The organism is Candidatus Margulisiibacteriota bacterium (genome assembly GCA_003242895.1).
GTDB lineage: Bacteria > Margulisbacteria > Riflemargulisbacteria > GWF2-39-127 > GWF2-39-127 > GWF2-39-127.
In genome coordinates this window covers 1-20,241 of the sequence record QKMY01000024.1, presented here as the reverse complement: position 1 = coordinate 20,241, position 20,241 = coordinate 1, and the positions used below count along the sequence as shown (strand labels likewise).

Here is a 20,241-nt window from a genome sequence, read left to right as displayed (position 1 = left end):
TTAAGTTAAAGCTGGCCTTTGTTTATGGTAATCGGTATTTTGCTCAAAGGCGTAAGCACAGCGAAGAATAGTCTCTTCTGCAAAATGTTTACCAATTATTTGTAGCCCAACGGGCAATCCCTCAGAGAAACCACAAGGTATCGATATTGCAGGAATCCCAGCAAGATTAATCGAAATTGTTGCGATATCTGAAAGGTACATACTCAATGGATCTTTAGTTTTTTCGCCGAATTTGAAGGCTACCGTCGGGGCAGTCGGGGAAATAATTACATCATATTTTTCAAACTGCTTATTAAAATCGTCCCGGATGATAGTACGAACTTTCTGGGCTTTAAGATAGTAAGCGTCGTAATACCCGGAACTCAAGGCATACGTACCAATCATAATACGTCTTTTCACTTCCGGACCAAAGCCTTCACTTCTGGTTTTTTCATACATTTCAACCAGGGTTTCATTCTCTTTTGATCGATATCCATAGCGGACGCCATCAAACCTTGCAAGATTGGCAGAAGCTTCAGCCGGAGCAATAATATAATAGGTTGCAACAGCATATTCAAATGAAGGGAGCGATACCTCTTCACAAGAAGCACCAAGCGACGTAAGGGTATTAATACTTTTTTGTATCGCATCTCTAACACCTTTCGACGTACCGGACCCCATCAATTCCTTTATAACTCCGATTTTCAGGCCTTTAATATCAGGGATCAAGGATTTGGTGTAATCAGGAACAGGGACTGTGTTGGAGGTTGAGTCATAGCTATCATAACCAGAGATAACATTCATCAAGAAAGCACTGTCAGTAACATTTTTAGTGATAGGCCCAATTTGGTCCAAGGATGAAGCGAAAGCAACCAACCCATACCGTGATACTCTTCCATAAGTTGGCTTCAACCCAACCACGCCACAAAAAGCCGCCGGCTGCCGGATAGAACCTCCGGTATCAGACCCCAAGGCAATAATTGCCTCATCTGCGGCAATACAGGCAGCAGACCCGCCACTTGACCCACCAGGAACACAGGCATAATCCCATGGATTTCTACTTGGACCAAAAGCTGAGTTCTCAGTACTGGAACCCATAGCAAATTCATCAAGATTCGTCTTTCCGATAGGTATACAACCTTCAGCGTGCAACTTATCGATAACTGTAGCATTGTATGGTGCAATAAAATTCTTTAATATTTTCGAGGCACAAGTTGTCTGGACACCTTTAATACAAAGGTTATCTTTTATCGCAACAGGAATTCCTTCTAAAGGATTAAGCTTCTCTCCTAAAGCAATCTTTTTATCTACAGACTTCGCTTGTACATATGCCTGTTCTTTGGTTAAAGAAATATAGGCATTTATTTTATTTTCACTTGACTCAATTTTCTTATAAACCGAATCTAAAATATCAGTCGCAGAAATCTCTTTGTTTTTCAGCAAATTGGATAATTCGCTTGCAGATAATTGCGCTGGTTCCATAATAATCTCCTTCACCCCATTAATATCTCACGACCGAATATCATACTATTTTCGGAACTACAAAGGCATTGGCTTCTATTTCAGGCCCATTTTCCATAATAGCTTCTGGCGACTCAAAAGGTCTCTCGATATCTTCTCGTAAAACATTTTGACAGGTAAGGGCATGAGCTGTCGGGGATATTTTACTGGTGTCTAATTCATCTAATTTCTGAACATATGACAATATATTATCGAGCTGTGCTGTAAATCTTTCTTTCTCATCATCAACTAGCGCTAACCGTGCTAACTTAGCAACTCGTACAACATCATCTTGTGTTATTGCCATAAACTTCTTCCTCCAGGGATACCATGCTATCAAGACATAATATCAAACTTATCAGCCTGCAAATCTTCCAGGAAACAAGCTAATTTTTATTGTTCTGACTAAGATCTTTTCTCGACAAAGGTTTATCGATGATATACCCATCACCGCCAAGGACCAGGATCTTTTTTTTACCTTCTACAACAAAGGCTACTGCCTTAATTTCTTTGAATTCTGTAAAAGTGTAGACCAATTGAGAGACAGCCAGCCTAATCTCCGTTGCCGATCCCTGCCAATTCTCGAACTCGTCAACAAAATCAAGATAAATTATACCAGTCTTTACATTAATATCAATGATCTTCAAATCTTTAGGGATTGCAGTAGTTATGCCAAATAATTTCTCAAGAGAGCTGGCTCCCTGCATAATTGCGGCAAAAGTTTCTTTATACTTAGAATCTTGCTCGCTAATGTGGCGCATAACAGGACAAAGATTACTTCCCTTTAACAGGTATACTTTATTCCCACCGGTCACGTAAGACATAAAAAAACTATATTCACTTAAAAATATTACGGTTAAAACAATAAAAATAAAAAAAATAAGTTTCTTCATTTTTATTATTTCTTTTTGACCATTTCTTTTGGAATTAATATCTTTTGGCCAACGTATATATTAGCAAAATAAGATATTTTATCGTCGACTTTGCTTTCTTCAACAGGGATATTATTGTGTTGGGCAATTTCTTTCCATCTATATGCACTGCCTGTTACCTTGTAAGATACCACCAGCAGCGTATCCCCAGGAACGACTATGTAGATATTTTCGGAAGAATCAGGTGAAAGCTCATTTTTTATTGCGGTTAATGCCATAGGCTCTTCTTTTTTCTGCGCAGCTGCGATCGGAATTACCTTTGGAACAGCCACCCGGGGAATTATCATTAGCGGGAGTGTATTATTACTGGACTTTGCAGGCCTTTCTTGTTTTTCAGGAGCACTTGCCGGAGATTCCTCAGTAATTTTCGGCTCAACTGGTGGCGAGAACAGAACCTCCATAACAGCGTTATCATCAAAAGAATAGCCACTAATATCAGTAACATGAATAGGCAGCACCTTTTCGCCTGGAGCTATATTTGGCGAGGGCACAATAGACACAGTATATATACCGTCATTCGAGTACATGTCATTCCAACCACCATCATCCATCATTGATGTATGTGAAAGCTTCCCTATAGCCGACAAGTCAATCTCAACTTTCTTAACCCGCTTATTCAACTTAATCAGATTTGTATTCAGCTTTATATCAACCCTCTCTTTATTATTGGCTGATATCTTAGATTTTGATAATTCCAAATAACCTTTATTTACATTCGGTTTATTCGCTTTTTCCTCGGGTTCAAAATAACTATAATCAAAAGTAATATCGTTTTTTTCTAAACTCCTGATTTTTTCTTTAACAAAAGGAACACGAACGAGTATTGCAGCCAACTCACCACGGGTAAGGATGTAATTCGGCAGAAACCCTTTTCGCAGATTCCAGTGCGCCGGGAACAACCTATTTATCATGGCAGTATTAACATCATCTTTCGCCCAGAACCGGTTAGGAACATCAGGCAAAAAATCCTCTCGGGCAGGATAGACAGGCAAGTTAAAAGCTCTTACCACCGCAACCATAGCTTCGGTACGTGACACCAGCGACATAGGGTAAAAATTATTATTATTATCAAGATTAAGGATATTCTGGTTAATCGCCGCGTTAACATATAATTGCCCCCAAAAGCCAGGCATTACATCTTGGGCAACATTCTTGGTATATTTTTCTACATTAATCCCTTTAATAATCAGCAATAACTTTGCTAAATCTATCCGGGAAACAGGATTTTCCGGATAAAAATTTATTGCCCCGTTAATATCATTAATAAAACCTAGTGTCGAAAGATACTCTATTTCTTTTTTTGCCCAATGGTCCTTAATATCAGGGTAAGTCCGTATAACGGTTATAGACCGAGTTAGCTGTTCGATTTCTTTCGCTTTTGTAACTGCAAGGATATTAATCCTTTTCTCGCCAAACCCCTCAACATCGATGAGAAACCGTACATCCTTGCCATTGCTCTGAGGAACCTCAATCCCATTGATAAAAAGCTTATCAATATTGTCTAATGAACATTCCACAGCTACTTTCGAATGCCCATTAATTGAATAAATCTGTTCTTTTTCAGTTGGTTTCGCCACCGAAAAACTATCAGCATAAACGCCAGTCAAGCAAACAACACAGGTAAAAGTCATTGCCAGTACAATGACAAGCAACCGAGACATTCCTTTATTATTGCTTAAAGCGCTTTTCCAACTCTTGGTATATGTCATCGGGGGTAACTCCTGATTCTGAAAGTAAAACCAACGTATGAAACCACAGATCAGCAGTTTCATAGATTATCTCATCTCTATTATTATTCTTTGCAGCTATAATTACTTCAGAGGCTTCTTCTCCGACCTTTTTACAGATCTTATCAATGCCTTTCTGCTGGAGATAATTGACGTACGAACCTTCTTTAGGATTAAGCTTGCGATAAACTATGATACTATAAACTTTTTGAATAATGCCCATTATTTCAAACTCTTCTTTTCTATACTATTCTATTAAAAAAACACGAGCCATGCCCAGTATGACATACAGCTCCAATTTGGTCAACTTTAACCAGTAACGCATCGCCATCACAATCAAAAAATAATTCTTTTACTTCCTGAAAATGACCGGACGTCTCGCCTTTGTTCCATAACTTACCTCGGCTTCTACTCCAAAACCATGTCCGACCAGAGTTAATAGTCATTTCAAGTGATTCTCGATTCATATATCCCAGCATTAATACGGCATTCGATGCACTATCCTGGATAACTGCAGCTACCAGGCCTTTTTCATCAAATTTAATCTCATTGGGAATCTCCATTACTACCACCATTTCCGGCTAAAGAGCCACTAATTAATCTAGCACCGCAACATTAGTTTCGTAGACGCGATGACTCCCGATAAGCTCACCTATCTCTTCACGAAGCACAGCAGATATTTTTATTCGATATTTCTCTCCGACTTCAATCCGTTTTTCCCCGGTATTGATAATGACCCTTGCCGATCCCGGATATTTTTGTAAAACATCCCGGAGCTTAATGCCAACGTCTTTATCCTCAATTGCTTCAATATTGATATTAAGAATCCTCTCGTTATTATTCTGCTCAAGAGTAACTACTTTTTCACAGATAAACTGAGTCTCGTCATTTTTTTTACTGACCCTCCCATCAACAATAACAAAAGCATCCGGATAGATTAAGTCAGCATATTTCTCAAAATTATTTCCTGGAAAAATGAGCAAATTGGTAAGTCCACAGAGGTCTTCAAATTCTGCAATCAGCATTTGTTTTTTAGTTTTGGTTATTTTCTTTTTACTTGAGGTTATAAGCCCGATTAGCCTTACAGATTCCCCATCCTCTTTTTCTTTCATACTAACAGTTGTATCATGCGCGATGTCTTCCAGGTCAATATTAAGATGATTGAGCGGGTGATCTGAAATATAAAGGCCCAGCATCTCTTTTTCCATTTTTAATTTCTCCGATTGAGAATAGTCTCGAACGTTCGGGAAATTGTCTTGCTTAACCTCATTCGCCGCATCTTCCGAACTCCCGCCAAACAGGGATATCATTCCGCTGTCTTTGGCTTTCTGATCTTTCGAAATTCCCAGGACATACATCTCAATAGCTTCGAGCATTTGCCGCCGATTCCCGAAAGAATCCATAGCCCCGGCTTTGATGAGGCTCTCAAAAACCCTTTTGTTAACAGTCCTGAGATCAACCTTTGAGCATAAGTCATAAAGAGAAGTAAATATCCCTTTAGTTTCTCTCGTTTGCAAAATACAATCAACCGCGCTGTCTCCAACATTTCTGATTGCGCCAAGGCCAAACCGGATACTCCCGCCGACAACGGTAAAATCCTTCAGGCTTTCATTAACATCCGGAATAAGCACATCAATTCCCATAGCCCGGCAGTCTTGTATATATGACGCTACTTTCTCGATATCGCCAACCATGCTTGAAATAACTGCCGCCATGAATTCGACAGGATAGTGGGTCTTGAGATAAGCAGTTTGATATGAAATAACAGCGTATGCAGCACTATGAGACTTATTAAACCCATAATTAGCAAACTTAGCACACAATTCAAAGATTTCTTCCGCCTTCTTGGGATTAAGACCTTTGTCCTTTGCTCCCTTAACAAACTTTTCTTTCTGCTTCTCCATAACGTCCATTTTCTTTTTTCCCATGGCTTTACGGAGAACATCGGCTTCACCAAGAGAAAAACCGCCAAGAACAGAAGCGATTTGCATGATCTGCTCCTGGTAAAGAATAGTTCCATACGTTTCTTTGAGTATAGGCTCAAGTTCCGGCAATGAATAGACAATCTTAGCCCTTCCATGCTTTCGCTTAATGAAATCGTCGATCATCCCGCTTTCAATCGGACCAGGCCGATACAAAGCTAACAATGCAATAATATCCTCAAAAACTGACGGTTTAAGGTCCTTCAGGATAGATTTCATCCCTTTACTTTCCAGTTGGAATACCCCAGGAGTATCTCCTCTGGTCAACAATTCATACGTCGGAGCGTCCTCCAGAGGCAAATCATTTATATCTAAGTCGACATTCCTTTTCATCTTAATAATTTTCAATGTGTTATCAATCATAGTAAGGTTTCGCAGGCCCAGAAAATCCATTTTCAACAAGCCGATTGCCTCAAGATCATCCTTTGCGTACTGAGTGACAAGCTGTCCATCATTCGTCATAACCGGAGCTTTATCGGTTAAAGGGAAGGCAGAAATAACCACACCGGCAGCATGCGTTGATGCGTGACGCGCAACACCTTCAAGCGTAAGAGAGGTTTTGACAAGGTTATTAATGGTTTCGTTATTGGTAACATAGGCTTTGAACTCAGGAACTTCTTGCAAAGCCTGCTCAATCGTTACCTTCGGCCCTGCTGGAATTAGCTTGGCAATTCTATCGACTTCAGAAAGGGGAATGCCCAGGGCCCTGCCGACATCACGAATAACGCCGCGTGCTGCCATAGTACCGAATGTGGCTATCTGAGCTACTTTGTCTTGTCCATATTTTTTACCTACATATTCGATAATCTCCTGTCGGCGGTCAATGCAAAAATCGATATCAATATCAGGCATCGATATTCTTTCAGGATTAAGAAACCGCTCAAAAAGCAGATGATATTTGAGCGGATCAATATTCGTAATCCCTAAGGAATAAGCTACAATACTTCCGGCAGCAGATCCTCTTCCAGGCCCTACGGGGATACCCTGCTGTCGGGCAAACGCGATGAAATCCGCAACTATTAAAAAGTACGCCGGAAATTTCATTTTTTCAATAACTTCCAACTCATATTCAGCTCGTTTTTTTATAGTTTCTGTGATTTCAGGATACCGGGCTTTAATGCCGTCCCAGGCTAGAGTACGCAAATAACTGGATTCCGTATACCCTTCCGGCAAAGGAAAGGACGGCAAATAATTAACCCCTTGCTCTATCTCCAGATTACATTGCGCTGCAATTTTAACCGTATTTTCGAGCGCTTCCGGCAGATAAGAAAAGATATCGGACATTTCCTGCGGAGTCTTAAGATAGAACTCTTTCGAACTAAAACTTAATCGGTTCGAATCGTTTATGGTCTTGCCGGTTGATATACAGAGCAACACATCCTGTGCATAGGCATCTTCTTTTCTTAAGTAATGGGTGTCGTTGGTTGCGACTAACGGAATACCCTTCTCTTTATTGATTTTTACCAGACCGGCAATAATCTCTGCCTGACCCTTAATTCCATGGTCTTGTATCTCCAGGTACAGATCGTTACCAAAAATAGCCTGAAGTTTATCCGCTTCCTGACATGCTCCCTCAAAATCCTCATCCAGAATTTTGACGGCGATAGGACCAGCCATACAGCCGCTAAGCGCGATCAAACCTTCATGGTGGTCCGCGAGCACCTCATAATCAACCCTCGGCTTATAATAGAATCCTTCCGTATGTCCCAGAGACACTATCTTCAATAGGTTTTTGTACCCTTGATCGTTCTTGGCAAGCAGGATAAGATGTCGGTTTCTGGCATCTTGCTTGCCTTCTTTTTGATGCATACGCCGGGGAGAAAGATAAACTTCACAACCAATAATTGGTTTAATTCCTACCGATCGTGCGTAATTATAAAAAATAATGGTAGCAAACATTACGCCGTGATCAGTCAAAGCAATAGAATCCATACCGAATTCCTTCGCTCTATTGATGATATCCTTTATTCTGCAAGCCCCATCCAACAAGCTGAATTCAGTATGATTATGCAAATGAACGAATGACGGTATTGTTGACATATGGACCTTAAATCTCTGATTATTAATTATATTATTCTTGGCTTATTAAATTAGAGGAAATTATTGTACTCAAAAATTATTATTATTTTAACACAAAAAACGCTTTGGTTGATATCCCTTTTCCAAAAAAAACCGGCAAATTTTGCATCCACTCGAAACAAATTATATCGATGCAAGATAACTCAGTGAGTTTCCGATACATAGATATGAAAGCAGGGCATAATATTAATCAATATAGTATTCATTAATGTATGTCCTGAAAAATAAGGGAAGTAGCGTACAATGTATATCAACAGTAATTTTAACACTAATAATAATGCGCATATCGACAGCCCTGCTTTCACCAAGGCAAATACCAACTTTGCAGAAATATTTAATGAGAACTTACTTACAAACAACTCCAGCATTGAAGAGCCTGCGGGTAAGAAATTTTCTTTTGACGATATAGAAACCGGAAAACTTTATAAGTTAAATGCAGTAAAAGAAGGATCTTGCTTCAATAAACATATAATAGGAAACCTCGATAATTTGATCGTGTAATTCTTAACAAACTTCTATACCCGAAGAAAAAAGAGCTGTTCCAGATTTGGTTCAGCTTCTTTTTTATCAAACGTTTTTTCTATAAATCTAAGATTTTTTATAATAATCCTGCAACGCTTGAACCTCAAGGGGATATTTCTTTATAGATTCCAGCGCATTAAGGACTGCATTAGCCCCCGAAAGGGTAGTAATTGAAAATATCTTATAAAGCAGAGCCGTTCCTCGAATGATCTTATCATCAATACGAGAACCCTTCCCCTGCGGCGTATTCACGATAATATCAATTTCGCCGTTTTTCATAACATCGTCGATATTAGGCCTGCCTTCATGAACTTTTAGCACAGGAATAACATCGATACCATTATTTTTAAGGACTTTCGCCGTCCCTCTCGTTGCAAATATTTTGTAGCCAAGGTTTTCGAACCGTTTTCCGATGTTAACGACATTGCGTTTGTCTTTTTCTCGAACACTAATGAACACACATCCGGAACCCGGCAAGCTTGCCCCGGCGGCTATCTGCGCTTTCGCAAAAGCGTTTCCGAGACTGGATGCGATCCCCATCACTTCTCCGGTTGACTTCATTTCCGGGCCAAGAATTGTGTCCTGACGTGAAAACTTCGAGAACGGCAACACCGCTTCTTTGACACTGACATGGTCAACAACCACTTCAGTAACGCCAAGTTCGTCAAGCGTTTTGCCAGCCATAACCCTCGCCGCAATTTTTGCCCACTGAACTCCTGTGGCTTTACTTACAAAAGGAACCGTTCGTGATGCCCGGGGATTGACTTCAAGGACAAACACTTTGTCATTCTTAATAGCGTACTGAATATTCATAAGTCCAACAACCCTCAAGGCTTGCGCCAGTTTATAGGTATTTGCTTTGATTGTTGCTTCAATCTCTTCTCCAATTGAGAATGTAGGAAGAACACAGGCACTATCCCCGCTATGGATACCCGCCTCCTCAATGTGCTCCATAATTCCCGCAATAACACAACGCTTTCCATCTGATACTGCGTCAACATCTATCTCAATAGCATCTTCCAGGAACTTATCAATCAATATCGGATGCTCAGGAGAAACTTCCACGGCCGTCTTAATATAACGTTCAAGATCTCTTTCATCAAAAACTATTTCCATAGCTCTGCCTCCAAGAACGTACGAGGGTCTAACCATAACAGGGTAACCGATTTCATGAGCGATCGCTCTTGCGTCTTCGAAAGAACGCGCAGTCCCGTTATATGGCTGCAATATCTGCAGCTCTTTGAGAAGTGCTCCGAACCGTTCCCGGTCTTCGGCAACATCAATGTCATCCGGATCTGTCCCAATAATAGGAACTCCGGCTTTTTTTAGGGCAATTGCGAGTTTAAGCGGGGTCTGTCCACCGAACTGCACAATAACACCTTTCGGTTTTTCTTTTTCCACTATGGTAAGAACATCCTCGTAAGTAACCGGCTCAAAATACAATCTATCCGAGGTATCATAATCAGTACTGACTGTCTCAGGGTTAGAGTTAACCATGATCGTCTCATAGCCATCTTCTCGAAGCGCAAACGAAGCATGAACACAACAATAATCAAACTCAATCCCTTGCCCGATTCGATTAGGACCCCCGCCAAGGATCATTATTTTTTCTCTTTCGGAAGGTATTACTTCATCTTCTTCTTCGTAGGTTGAATAATAATAGGGAGTAAAGGCTTCAAACTCAGCTGCGCAGGTATCCACGGTCTTGTATACCGGGATAATATTATTGTCCATTCTCATTCTTCTGATTTCAAGTTCAGAGAATCCCCAGGATTTGGCAATTTGTTTATCGCTAAATCCTAGTTTCTTTAATTTCTTCAACAATTCCATTCGGTCGATGATCGGACATTCTTTGGCCTCATCCATTTCCTTCTCCACCTCAAAAAGTTGGAATAAGTTATCAAGGAACCAACGGTCTATTTTTGTTTTGTTAAAAACGTCCTCAATTGAATATCCTTGATAAAAAGCTTCTTTAATAAAAAAAATACGTTCCGCATTCGGGATACTCAGTTTTTCGTCTAGATTGTGATAATTACGGTCTTTGGGATAATCGAACCCATTGACCCCGATTTCCAGTGACCGTAAAGCTTTCTGCAAAGATTCCTTAAAGGTACGACCAATTGCCATCGTTTCACCAACAGATTTCATTGTCGTATTTAATGTCGCATCAGCTTGTGGGAACTTTTCGAAGGCAAAACGGGGTATTTTGGTAACGACGTAGTCAATAGTCGGCTCAAAACAGGCCGGGGTCTTCTCCGTGATATCATTTGATATTTCATCAAGCGTATAGCCGACCGCCAGTTTGGCAGCAATTTTTGCAATAGGGAACCCTGTAGCTTTTGAGGCAAGTGCCGAGCTGCGCGACACTCGAGGGTTCATCTCGATAATGATAACTTTTCCATCATCAGGATTAACTGCAAACTGGATATTCGATCCTCCGGTATCAACACCGATCTCACGGATAACCGCGAGAGAATAATCTCGAAGCTGCTGGTACTCTTTGTCAGTTAGGGTTTGCGCCGGAGCAACTGTTATACTATCTCCGGTATGAATCCCCATCGGATCAAAGTTCTCGATAGAACAGACAATAACAACATTATCTTTCAGGTCTCGCATAACCTCTAGCTCGTATTCTTTCCAGCCGAGCACTGATTGCTCAACGAGGACCTGACTAATAGGGCTCTCGCTCAAACCTAAGTGGACGATTTCCTTTAACTCCGCAAGATTATAGGCAACACCACCGCCTGTGCCTCCAAGCGTAAAAGCAGGACGAATAATCAACGGAAAGCCTATAGTTTCAGATATTTTTACCGCATCATCAACAGTATAAGCAAAAGCACTCTCCGGAACGCCGATCCCGATTTTTTGCATGGCCTTCTTAAAAAGTTCCCGGTCTTCGGCTTTCTTGATAGGCCCAAGCTTTGCTCCGATCAACTCCACTCCATATTTATCAAGGACACCCTTATCTGCCAGCGCAACGGCATTGTTGAGTGCAGTTTGCCCTCCGATTGTAGGAAGCAAAGCATCAGGACGTTCTTTTTCGATAATCTTCTCTATCATTTCAGGATTTATCGGTTCAATATATGTTCTGTCGGCAAACTCAGGATCAGTCATAATTGAAGCCGGATTACTATTAACCAGGACAACTTCATACCCTTCTTCTTTCAATGCCTTACAGGCCTGCGTCCCTGAATAATCAAATTCACATGCCTGCCCGATGATAATTGGTCCGGAACCAATAATGAGTATTTTCTTAATATCTGTCCTCTTCGGCATAGTTTGCTCCTTTAAAATTCTTCCGTCACGTTGTGACTTAGTCCCCTTCTGATAAGGAGATCAGAGATATCATCTCTATTAACTCAGGAAAAGCTTCCAGCTAGTTCCGTAAAAACCCCCTTAAAAAGGGGGCCGGTAATTATTTTATTTTTCTCGCTTTAATGAAAACACTCGGACTTATTTTCAAAAAGCCCAGAGGCGCTTGAACAATCTTTTCAGCAGCACTAAGGAGTTTGTAATTAATCCTTTTTTTCAAAAAATCACTTCTGAACAATGAAACCATTAGCTCTTGTTCTATAATAAAACCATTCCGTTCCAAAGCATCCTTAATGAATGCCGGATGGAAATTATAGAACAATCCCTCACCTCGACGCGTCGGTTCATAACTAAAAGGATTAATATGCTGTTTACCAAAAACCATGCGGAGTATCTCCAGCACATTTCGTTTATTCGCATATTCCAGAATAAAGGTCCCATCTTTTTTTAATATTTTGTTAATCTGATTAAACGCTGCCGGAACATCCTCTAGATGATGCATCACCCGGATCATCATACAGCAGTCATAATTGTTGCCTATTTCAGAAAGGTCATACACGTTTCCCTGGCATACTTTAACCTGTGTAAGCTGCAACTCAGCAACCTTTTGCTGCGCTTGAGCTACCAGATTAGCAGCATAGTCCATCATCCTGGATTCCTTAAATCTAGAGACATATTCCTCCATCAGCCGGCCAAACCCGCCACCGATTTCAAGGAATTTTTCGCCATAAGCAGGCAAAAGCCTTCGGACAGCATGCCGTTCAACGAGATCTTCATAGTCCCGTATCCCGTTACCCCAAAAATCCTTTTTATAATCGGTATCAGAATAATCACAAACTTTTTGCATGGGCATATAACTCCAGTTTATTGATAGTAGCAGCCTTGCGATTAGCAGCTATCCCTTGAACATCCAAGACGAGTATATTTGACTCAAATTGAAAAGATTATAACATATATTTTGCGGTTATAGAATTATCAAAATCAAACAAAAAAAGAGCTGCACGGTTTCGCTAAGCGAAACCGTGCAGCTCCAAATAACGTTACCAGTCTAGATTTCTATACCTTACCGCCTGCTCCTCCTAATGGGATAATACCGGTATCTTCCGAACCATATTGGTTCTCTTTAAGTGTCCTTATCAAATCTTGATTTGCCAGGCTGGCGGCAGCTCCCTCAAAGTCAAATGAATCATTTATTATTAAATTAGATTCAAATTGAGCCTGATTAATCCAGTTTTTGTCTGAAGCCCCCGCATATCTGGAACTAGCCTTTGTTGTAAGATTGTACTGCTCAGTTCCGGTAACTGCTTTGCCGGTATTCTCTCTTTGAATTGATTGTGTTGTACCGCTGACATTCGTTACATTTGCAGCTCGCACCTGCAAGTTATCAACACTATCACCGTCAACCGTAACCTTTGTATTCTGGCTGGCTGTCATATTGATATTACTCATCAGTTTGTTTCCGGCAACAAATGATCCTCCGGCCAATGACGTCCCTGCAGTCCCCTGCGTATTCTGATTAACACTCAAAGTAGAATTAACAGAAGCATCATTACCGTTTTTATCTTTTATATTTATACTAAGATGATTTACCGGATCATGCTCAAGCGAGGTTAGTTTAGAATAGGTTTTAACTGCCATGGTAGAAGTATCAGTCTCAGAGGATATCTCGCGCTGGTTACCGTCAACACTAGGGATACTGTTCCCTGAATCGCCGGTATCGCTTGTATCACCTGTAGAGCTGGAACTAATATCGTTAATATTTACGGTAAGCGTGGAAACCGCGATATTTGAGGTAACCGTGGCTTCTTGTAGGCGGTCCCCCCTCCCTACATTAAAATTATTCTGGGTACTCTCTGTCAAAAACTCTCGCCCATTCCAGGACAGTATAGCCATTCCAAGGTCCTTGCCATCAGGTCCGGTAATCATTAATGCATTTGCACCACGACCATTCCCACCCGTAGTTGTCCATTGTCCGGCATTGCTATCGGATGATGCGGCGACTGCATTCCAGGATATCCCATTCACGGTTCTTTGCTCCGCTACGGAAGTTATCACGTGATCGGCTCTCAAGGCACCAAAAGTAGTAGATGCATACGCCGAATTACTTACACCGCCTACATTTAGACCATGTCTGGCGAGTGCTTGCTGCAGCCCAAACTGACCATTAACTTCACCAATATTTTGCGAGACCCACTGGCTCTTCTCGGTATCACTCTTTCCAGGGATCTTACTTGTATCGACTCCACCGGCTTTGAGGGCCTCTAAGGTAACTGAATAATAAGTCTGCATAGCAACATCATCATGCCATACCTGGCGGGAAGAACAATTATTGAGAATTGTATTTACATTTACATTTGCGTCAGCACCGGTGACCACCTGTGAAGTAGCATTTAGTTGGATTGTCCCGTCTGACCCTACGGTGACCTGGGCCAGTAGATCTTGATTTTGCGCGTTACCTGTTTGTGTAGTTAGCGGGAAATATGCCTGCATGAATTTTTCACTATTGAGCGTACCATCTGAATTAAAAAAATCAGAACCTAGCTGAATTTTACCGTTTTCAAACCCAAAAAAGTCATGTGGTATTTCAGGTTTTTCTGTTGCGTACGATACAGAAATTGAACCATTTTTCTCAACAGCCATCTTGTTCATCAGCTCATCCGATATCTTGCCATTGCTCAATTGGCTAAGCTCTTCTTGGGTGAACGCGTTATACTGATTATTTTTGTCAATATAACCGGTAGGAGTTCCTCCGCCTGAGGTTTCGCTGCCTAAGGAGAAATTATTAAACAATTCCAAAAACTTAACTTTCAATTCATTCATCATAATATCCCTATCAGTCAATGCTTCTCCAACGCTGAAGTTCAGATTCTGGTTAATATCACCGCTAACATTGTATGTCCTGTTGGCGGCCCCGGTAATATTGATTTCCATAGCATTAACCGCATTTAGTTCCGCGGCATTCTCTGTACTTGCACCCATATTATAGGTCTGGGATACATTGAAATTAATATTTGTTGACCCTGTCCCTCCTTCATCATTATCATTGAGGGTATAAGCAGAACTGACAACAGCCTCTCCGCTGGCATCCATATTCTGTGCAGTAATATTGCCTTGGACTGTTGTATTGTTAGCGCTGTAGCTAAATTGCCCTGAAATATTTCTATCGATTGTAGTAGAAGCATTCCCTATAGTATGTACTTGATTTCTGTCAACCGTTGCACTAAGCCCCTCTCCGATTTCAAGGTTCTCGCTCATCCCGGCAGTTCCGGCATCCATGGTATCATGAATAGTAACACTCCCGTAACCTCCTTTTTGAACTCGTAGGTTAGCTTGGGCTTTAACACTATTCGTTCCGTCGTTATCTATAACAACATTTCCTGCTTCACTAACAGTAAACTTATTAGTAGAATTAACACCATCGTCATCGTTGAACACTATTGTTAGATTTTCAGTATCTGTTATCCCCATCTGATCGATGAGTTCTGTATCTGAGTCCGTAGACAAATTACCCCAATCGAAATCATTCCCGATTGTGATGGTTTTAGTAGCTTCATTATATGATGCACCCTGTATCTCGGCCATATTTTTTCTTCCTTTCAAAGTTAATCTAGAAGCACAATAAGGCTCTAAATAATTAAGAATATAATCCTTTTAATTGTTTGAGTTTGGCATTTTTTAGTACTTATCACCTCCAAAGCATTGACTGATTACCTATATATCTGGTTTTTATTTAAAAAAATTGTATCGATTTTTTCTGTTTTATCATAAAACATCTGCCACGCTAATAGCGTTATGCCCTAATTTAACTTATCTTAAACCCAGATAATTCCTTTGCGTTTTCAATAAGAATCAATTTTGGCAACGGATCGTAAGAAAAAACACAGTACTCATAGTTAAAATATTCTCATTAGAAATGCGAAAAACAATGACCGGAGTGAAAAGATTGATTGGTTGCCCCTTCGGTATAGGAATGATACTATAAAAGAATTAAAATAATGTATCAGCAGAGAAATCATGACAAATATCGACATCCAAACAAGCTTAAATGAGTGCATAGAAAGCTATAACACAGGGCAAATGCAGCAAGCAAAAGAACTATGTCATAAAATTCTTGAAGTAGACCCTGAAAACGTAACAGGGCTATATTTGTTGGGAACAATCTATGGTAATACTAATAATAATGAGAAAGCACAGGAATTAATATCAAAAGTTATTCAAATAATTCCTGAATTTCCTGATGCATATTTAACATTAGCAATAATTTTGAAAAACCAAGGTAACTTTGAGGGAGCTATTGAAAATTATTATAAGACCATTGCTTTAAATCCTGATTGCCACGAAGTTTTCTATAATCTGGGCAGCACATTTCAAGAACAAGGAAATCTGGAGGAAGCAATTAAGAATTATAAAAAGACTATTTCCTTAAACGCTGATTACCCCGAAGCTTTCTACAACCTGGGGGTCGCACTTAAAGAACTAGGGAATCTTGAAGGAGCTATTGAAAATTACAAAAAAACTATCGCGCTAAACCCTGCTTGCCCCGAAGCTTTCTATAATCTGGGCATTGCACTTAAAGAACAAGGGAACCTTGAGGAATCTATTGAAAATTATCAGAAGGCTATCGCCGTAAAACCAGATTATCATGAAGCTTTCAATAATCTGGGTAGTGTTCTCCAAGAACAAGGGAACCTTGAAGGAGCTATTGAAAACTACAAGAAAGCTATTGCCTTAAACCCTGCTTGCCAGCAAACTTACAATAATCTTGGCAACGCACTTGTAGAGCAAGGAAATCTCCCAAACGCTATTGAAAATTACAAAAGGGCTATTTTCTTAAAACCTGATTTCCATCAAGCTTTTTATAATATTTGTAATATTCTCCAGAATAATAATTATATAAAAGATGCCATGCAGTTACATCGAAATAAACAATTTCGACAGCTAAAGGACCTCATTAAAATTAACAATGCCTTATTATTGCCACCTATTTATAATAACAAACAAGACTTGCTTCACTGGAGAAAACGTCTTCACAAAAACGTACAGAAAGGAATTAATGATAACTGGGAAATACCAGATTCTCAGCTCCATAGTGTTTTAGGAACTTTTTATCTGGTTTACCAAGGATACAATAACGTAAAAATCAACGCTCATATTGCTAAAATGTTGAAACCATCTATACGATACGTAGTTGATAACCATAAACAACCAAAAATCGGCAGTGAAGCTCCGGTTTACGACCCTTTCGATCAAAATAAAACTTGCAAAAAAATAAAAATAGGTTTTATTTCCACTCATTTTCGCCAGCATTCAGTTACTAATTTTTACAAAAATTTAATTATCAATATTCCAAAAGATGGCTTTCAAATTCATGTTTATGGTACTAACAATAAAATAGATCCGGTACATGAAACTATAAAAGAATACGCAGACAATTTTTCCCTGTTAAATTCGGATAATATTATTTATAACCAACAACTCATTGCTGGTCATCAGTTAGATATCTTAGTTTATTTGGATATCGGGATGAGTAACATTACTTATTTTCTCGCGTTTACTCGCCTGGCAACCATACAATGTGTCTTAATGGGACACCCTGATACCACAGGAATTCCTACCCTAGATTATTATATCTCGGGACAAATCTTTGAAATTCCTACAGCACAAAAGCATTATACCGAAAAGCTCATACGCATAAAAGGAATGCCTATCATGTACGATAAGCCAGCCTTTCCGGTGAAATTAAAAACAAAAAAAACATTAGGACTTGACCCTACAGGCAATATTTATGTATGTCCTATGAACCCGATTAAATTACATCCGGATTTTGATGAAGCTGTAGCAGGCATTTTAGAACAGGACCCACAAGGAATAATCTATTTTTTTCATATAAAAAATAATTTTAATCTTAATATAAATGAAAGATTTGCAAAAACTATGCCTGCTGCCGTCCTTAACCGAATTCGCTTTTTGCCTCAAGCAAATAAAGATGATTTCTTACAAATTATTAGGCATTCAGCTGTGGTATTGGATACCTATCATTTCGGAGGCGGCAACACCAGTCTGCTGGCTCTGGCCTGCGGCACGCCGATTGTAACGCTTCCATCGCGGTATTTACGGGCCCGCTGGACATACGGCTATTACCAGCTCATGGGATTACCCGATTGTATCGCAAAGAATAATACCGAGTATATCCGCTTGGCTGTTAAACTCGGAACAAACAAACTTTTTCGTCAAAAAATTAAAAAAACAATTCTGGAAAGAAACGCTATCTTATTTAACAATGACGAAGGAGTTAGGGAAACTATCGAATTCTTCAAAGAGGTTGTAACTCAAAGACAAATTTGATCGCGTCCCCATTCTGGCTAAAAAATTCAGTCCCCCAGAAGGATATATAAAAAAATCTGATATCATAGTTATCAGTTCAATAAATTATAATAGCCCGGAATCACGGGCTACTAACTAGTCAAGCAGGTGTATAAAAATGTATAGATGTCCTTTGTGCTTAAAAACCATGCCAAGTCTTAAAACCACGCTCGAAGCTATCTATGGAGATAAAACAAAAAAGGAGCAGAAAAGCTAATGACAAATATCGATATCCAAACCAGCTTAAATGAATCCATAAAATGCTATAACGCAGGGCAAATGCAGCAAGCAAAGGAACTATGTCATAAAATTCTTGAAGTAGACCCTGAAAACGCAACCGGGCTATATTTATTGGGGACAATCTATGGCAATACAAATAATAATGAGAAAGCACAGGAATTAATATCAAAAGTTATTCAAATAATTCCTGAATTTCCTGATGCCTATTTGAAGTTAGCTATAATTTTCCAGGAACAAGGCAATCTCTCAGCTGCTATAGAAAATTACCATAAGGCTATCTCCTTAAAGCCTGAAAACCATCAAGCTATCTACAATCTTGGTGTCGCTCTACAAGAACAGGGGAACATCCAAGAAGCTATTAAAAGCTATTATAAGGCTATTACTTTAAAACCTGAAAACCATCAAGCTTTTTACAATCTTGGCATCTCACTCCAAGAACAGGGTGACTTCCGAGAAGCTATCGAAAATTACAAAAAAGCGATTGCCATAAAACCGGATTATCATCAAGCTCTCTACAATCTGGGCAATGCACTAAAGGAACACGGCGACCTTCAAAAAGCTATTGAAAATTACAAAAAAACGATTGCCATAAAACCTAATTATCATCAAGCTTTCTACAATCTGGGCATTGTTCTCCAAGAACAAGGAAAACTCTCCGAAGCCATAGAGCATTACCATAAGGCTATCTCCGTAAAACCTGATTATTATCAGGCATATAATAATCTTGGCATCGCCATTAAGGATCAAGGTAACCGCTCAGAAGCTATAAAGAATTACAAGAAAGCAATCTCCATAAAACCTGATTACTGTGAAGCTTTCTACAATCTTGGCAACATACTCAAAGAACAAGGCAACCTCTCAGAAGCTATATATCATTTCCAGAAGGCTATAGACTTAAAACCTGATTACTGTGAAGCTTTAAATAATCTGGGCAACGCGCTTAAAGAACAAGGCAACCTCTCAGAAGCAATAGAACAGTTTCAAAAGGTTATAGACTTAAAACCTGATTATTGTGAAGCTTTAAATAATCTGGGCAACGCGCTTAAAGAGCAAGGAAATCACCAAGCAGCTATTGAAAACTACCGGAAGGCCCTCTCCTTAAAACCTGATTATCACCAAGCGGTGTATAATCTTGGCAATTTTTTACAAAATAATAACTATATTAAAGACGTCATTCATTTATTTCGAAATAAACAACTTCCAAAGCTAAAAGACCTCCTCAAAATAAACAACGCTTTATTATTGCCGCCTATTTATAATAACAAACAAGACTTGCTTCACTGGAGAAAGCGTCTTCACAAAAACGTACAGAAAGGAATTAATGATAACTGGAAAATTCCTCATTCAATGCTAAATAGTGTTTTAGGAACATTTTACCTGGTTTACCAAGGTTACAACAACATAAAGATCAATGCATGTATTGCTAGAATGTTAAGTCTATCAACACCAAACACAGTAATTGAAACTGAACAAAAAAAAACTAAAAAAAACTTGCAGATTTACGATCAAAATAAAACTTGCAGAAAAATAAAAATAGGTTTTATTTCCACTCATTTTCGCCAGCATTCAGTTACTGACTTTTACAAAAATTTAATTATCAATATT

General features: G+C 39.5%; 13 protein-coding genes. 3 read left to right on the top strand and 10 right to left on the bottom strand.

Annotation, left to right across the window (positions count from 1 at the left end; translation table 11 throughout):
- The 7 genes from gatA to DKM50_03600 form a co-directional block, all read right to left on the bottom strand.
- Window positions 1-1,461 (bottom strand): Asp-tRNA(Asn)/Glu-tRNA(Gln) amidotransferase GatCAB subunit A, encoded by a 1,461-nt coding sequence (gene gatA / locus DKM50_03630; GenBank protein ID PZM82227.1) that lies wholly within the window; start codon window positions 1,459-1,461, stop codon window positions 1-3.
- Window positions 1,462-1,501: 40 nt separating this feature from the next.
- Complete coding sequence (locus tag DKM50_03625; GenBank protein ID PZM82226.1) at window positions 1,502-1,786, bottom strand: Asp-tRNA(Asn)/Glu-tRNA(Gln) amidotransferase subunit GatB; 285 nt, start codon at window positions 1,784-1,786, stop codon at window positions 1,502-1,504.
- 79 nt (window positions 1,787-1,865) lie between these two features.
- On the bottom strand, window positions 1,866-2,372 hold the full coding sequence (locus DKM50_03620; GenBank protein ID PZM82225.1) for a hypothetical protein: 507 nt from the start codon (window positions 2,370-2,372) through the stop codon (window positions 1,866-1,868).
- A gap of 5 nt (window positions 2,373-2,377) precedes the next feature.
- Entirely contained in the window at window positions 2,378-4,183 is a 1,806-nt protein-coding gene (locus tag DKM50_03615; GenBank protein PZM82224.1) for a hypothetical protein, read from the bottom strand.
- Window positions 4,080-4,361, bottom strand: a complete 282-nt coding sequence (locus DKM50_03610) for a phosphoribosyl-ATP diphosphatase (GenBank protein PZM82223.1) — start codon at window positions 4,359-4,361, stop codon at window positions 4,080-4,082. The genes DKM50_03615 and DKM50_03610 overlap by 104 nt, the downstream gene beginning before the upstream one ends.
- 19 nt (window positions 4,362-4,380) lie before the next feature.
- On the bottom strand, window positions 4,381-4,713 hold the full coding sequence (locus DKM50_03605) for a phosphoribosyl-AMP cyclohydrolase (GenBank protein PZM82222.1): 333 nt from the start codon (window positions 4,711-4,713) through the stop codon (window positions 4,381-4,383).
- Between the two features lie 21 nt (window positions 4,714-4,734).
- Complete coding sequence (locus tag DKM50_03600; protein ID PZM82331.1) at window positions 4,735-8,151, bottom strand: DNA polymerase III subunit alpha; 3,417 nt, start codon at window positions 8,149-8,151, stop codon at window positions 4,735-4,737.
- A 291-nt stretch (window positions 8,152-8,442) separates the two neighbouring features.
- Between DKM50_03600 and DKM50_03595 the strand changes: the two genes are divergently transcribed.
- Window positions 8,443-8,700, top strand: a complete 258-nt coding sequence (locus DKM50_03595; protein PZM82221.1) for a hypothetical protein — start codon at window positions 8,443-8,445, stop codon at window positions 8,698-8,700.
- Window positions 8,701-8,787: 87 nt separating this feature from the next.
- On the opposite strand, the gene carB is transcribed toward DKM50_03595, so the two are convergent.
- The 3 genes from carB to DKM50_03580 all read right to left on the bottom strand — a co-directional run bounded on the left by carB (window position 8,788) and on the right by DKM50_03580 (window position 15,615).
- Complete coding sequence (gene carB / locus DKM50_03590) at window positions 8,788-11,997, bottom strand: carbamoyl phosphate synthase large subunit (GenBank protein ID PZM82220.1); 3,210 nt, start codon at window positions 11,995-11,997, stop codon at window positions 8,788-8,790.
- A 139-nt stretch (window positions 11,998-12,136) separates the two neighbouring features.
- Entirely contained in the window at window positions 12,137-12,886 is a 750-nt protein-coding gene (locus DKM50_03585; GenBank protein ID PZM82219.1) for a hypothetical protein, read from the bottom strand.
- A 203-nt stretch (window positions 12,887-13,089) separates the two neighbouring features.
- A complete protein-coding gene (locus DKM50_03580; protein ID PZM82218.1) occupies window positions 13,090-15,615 on the bottom strand; it encodes a hypothetical protein in 2,526 nt (841 codons plus the stop codon).
- Between the two features lie 432 nt (window positions 15,616-16,047).
- On the opposite strand from DKM50_03580, the gene DKM50_03575 reads away from it, so the two are divergent.
- Both DKM50_03575 and DKM50_03570 read left to right on the top strand, forming a co-directional pair.
- The gene (locus tag DKM50_03575; protein PZM82217.1) at window positions 16,048-18,378 is read left to right on the top strand and encodes a hypothetical protein; all 2,331 of its coding nucleotides are present in this window, start codon (window positions 16,048-16,050) and stop codon (window positions 18,376-18,378) included.
- Window positions 18,379-18,612: 234 nt separating this feature from the next.
- Window positions 18,613-20,241, top strand: a 1,629-nt coding sequence (locus tag DKM50_03570; protein PZM82216.1) for a hypothetical protein, incomplete at its 3' end; no start/stop codon positions are given.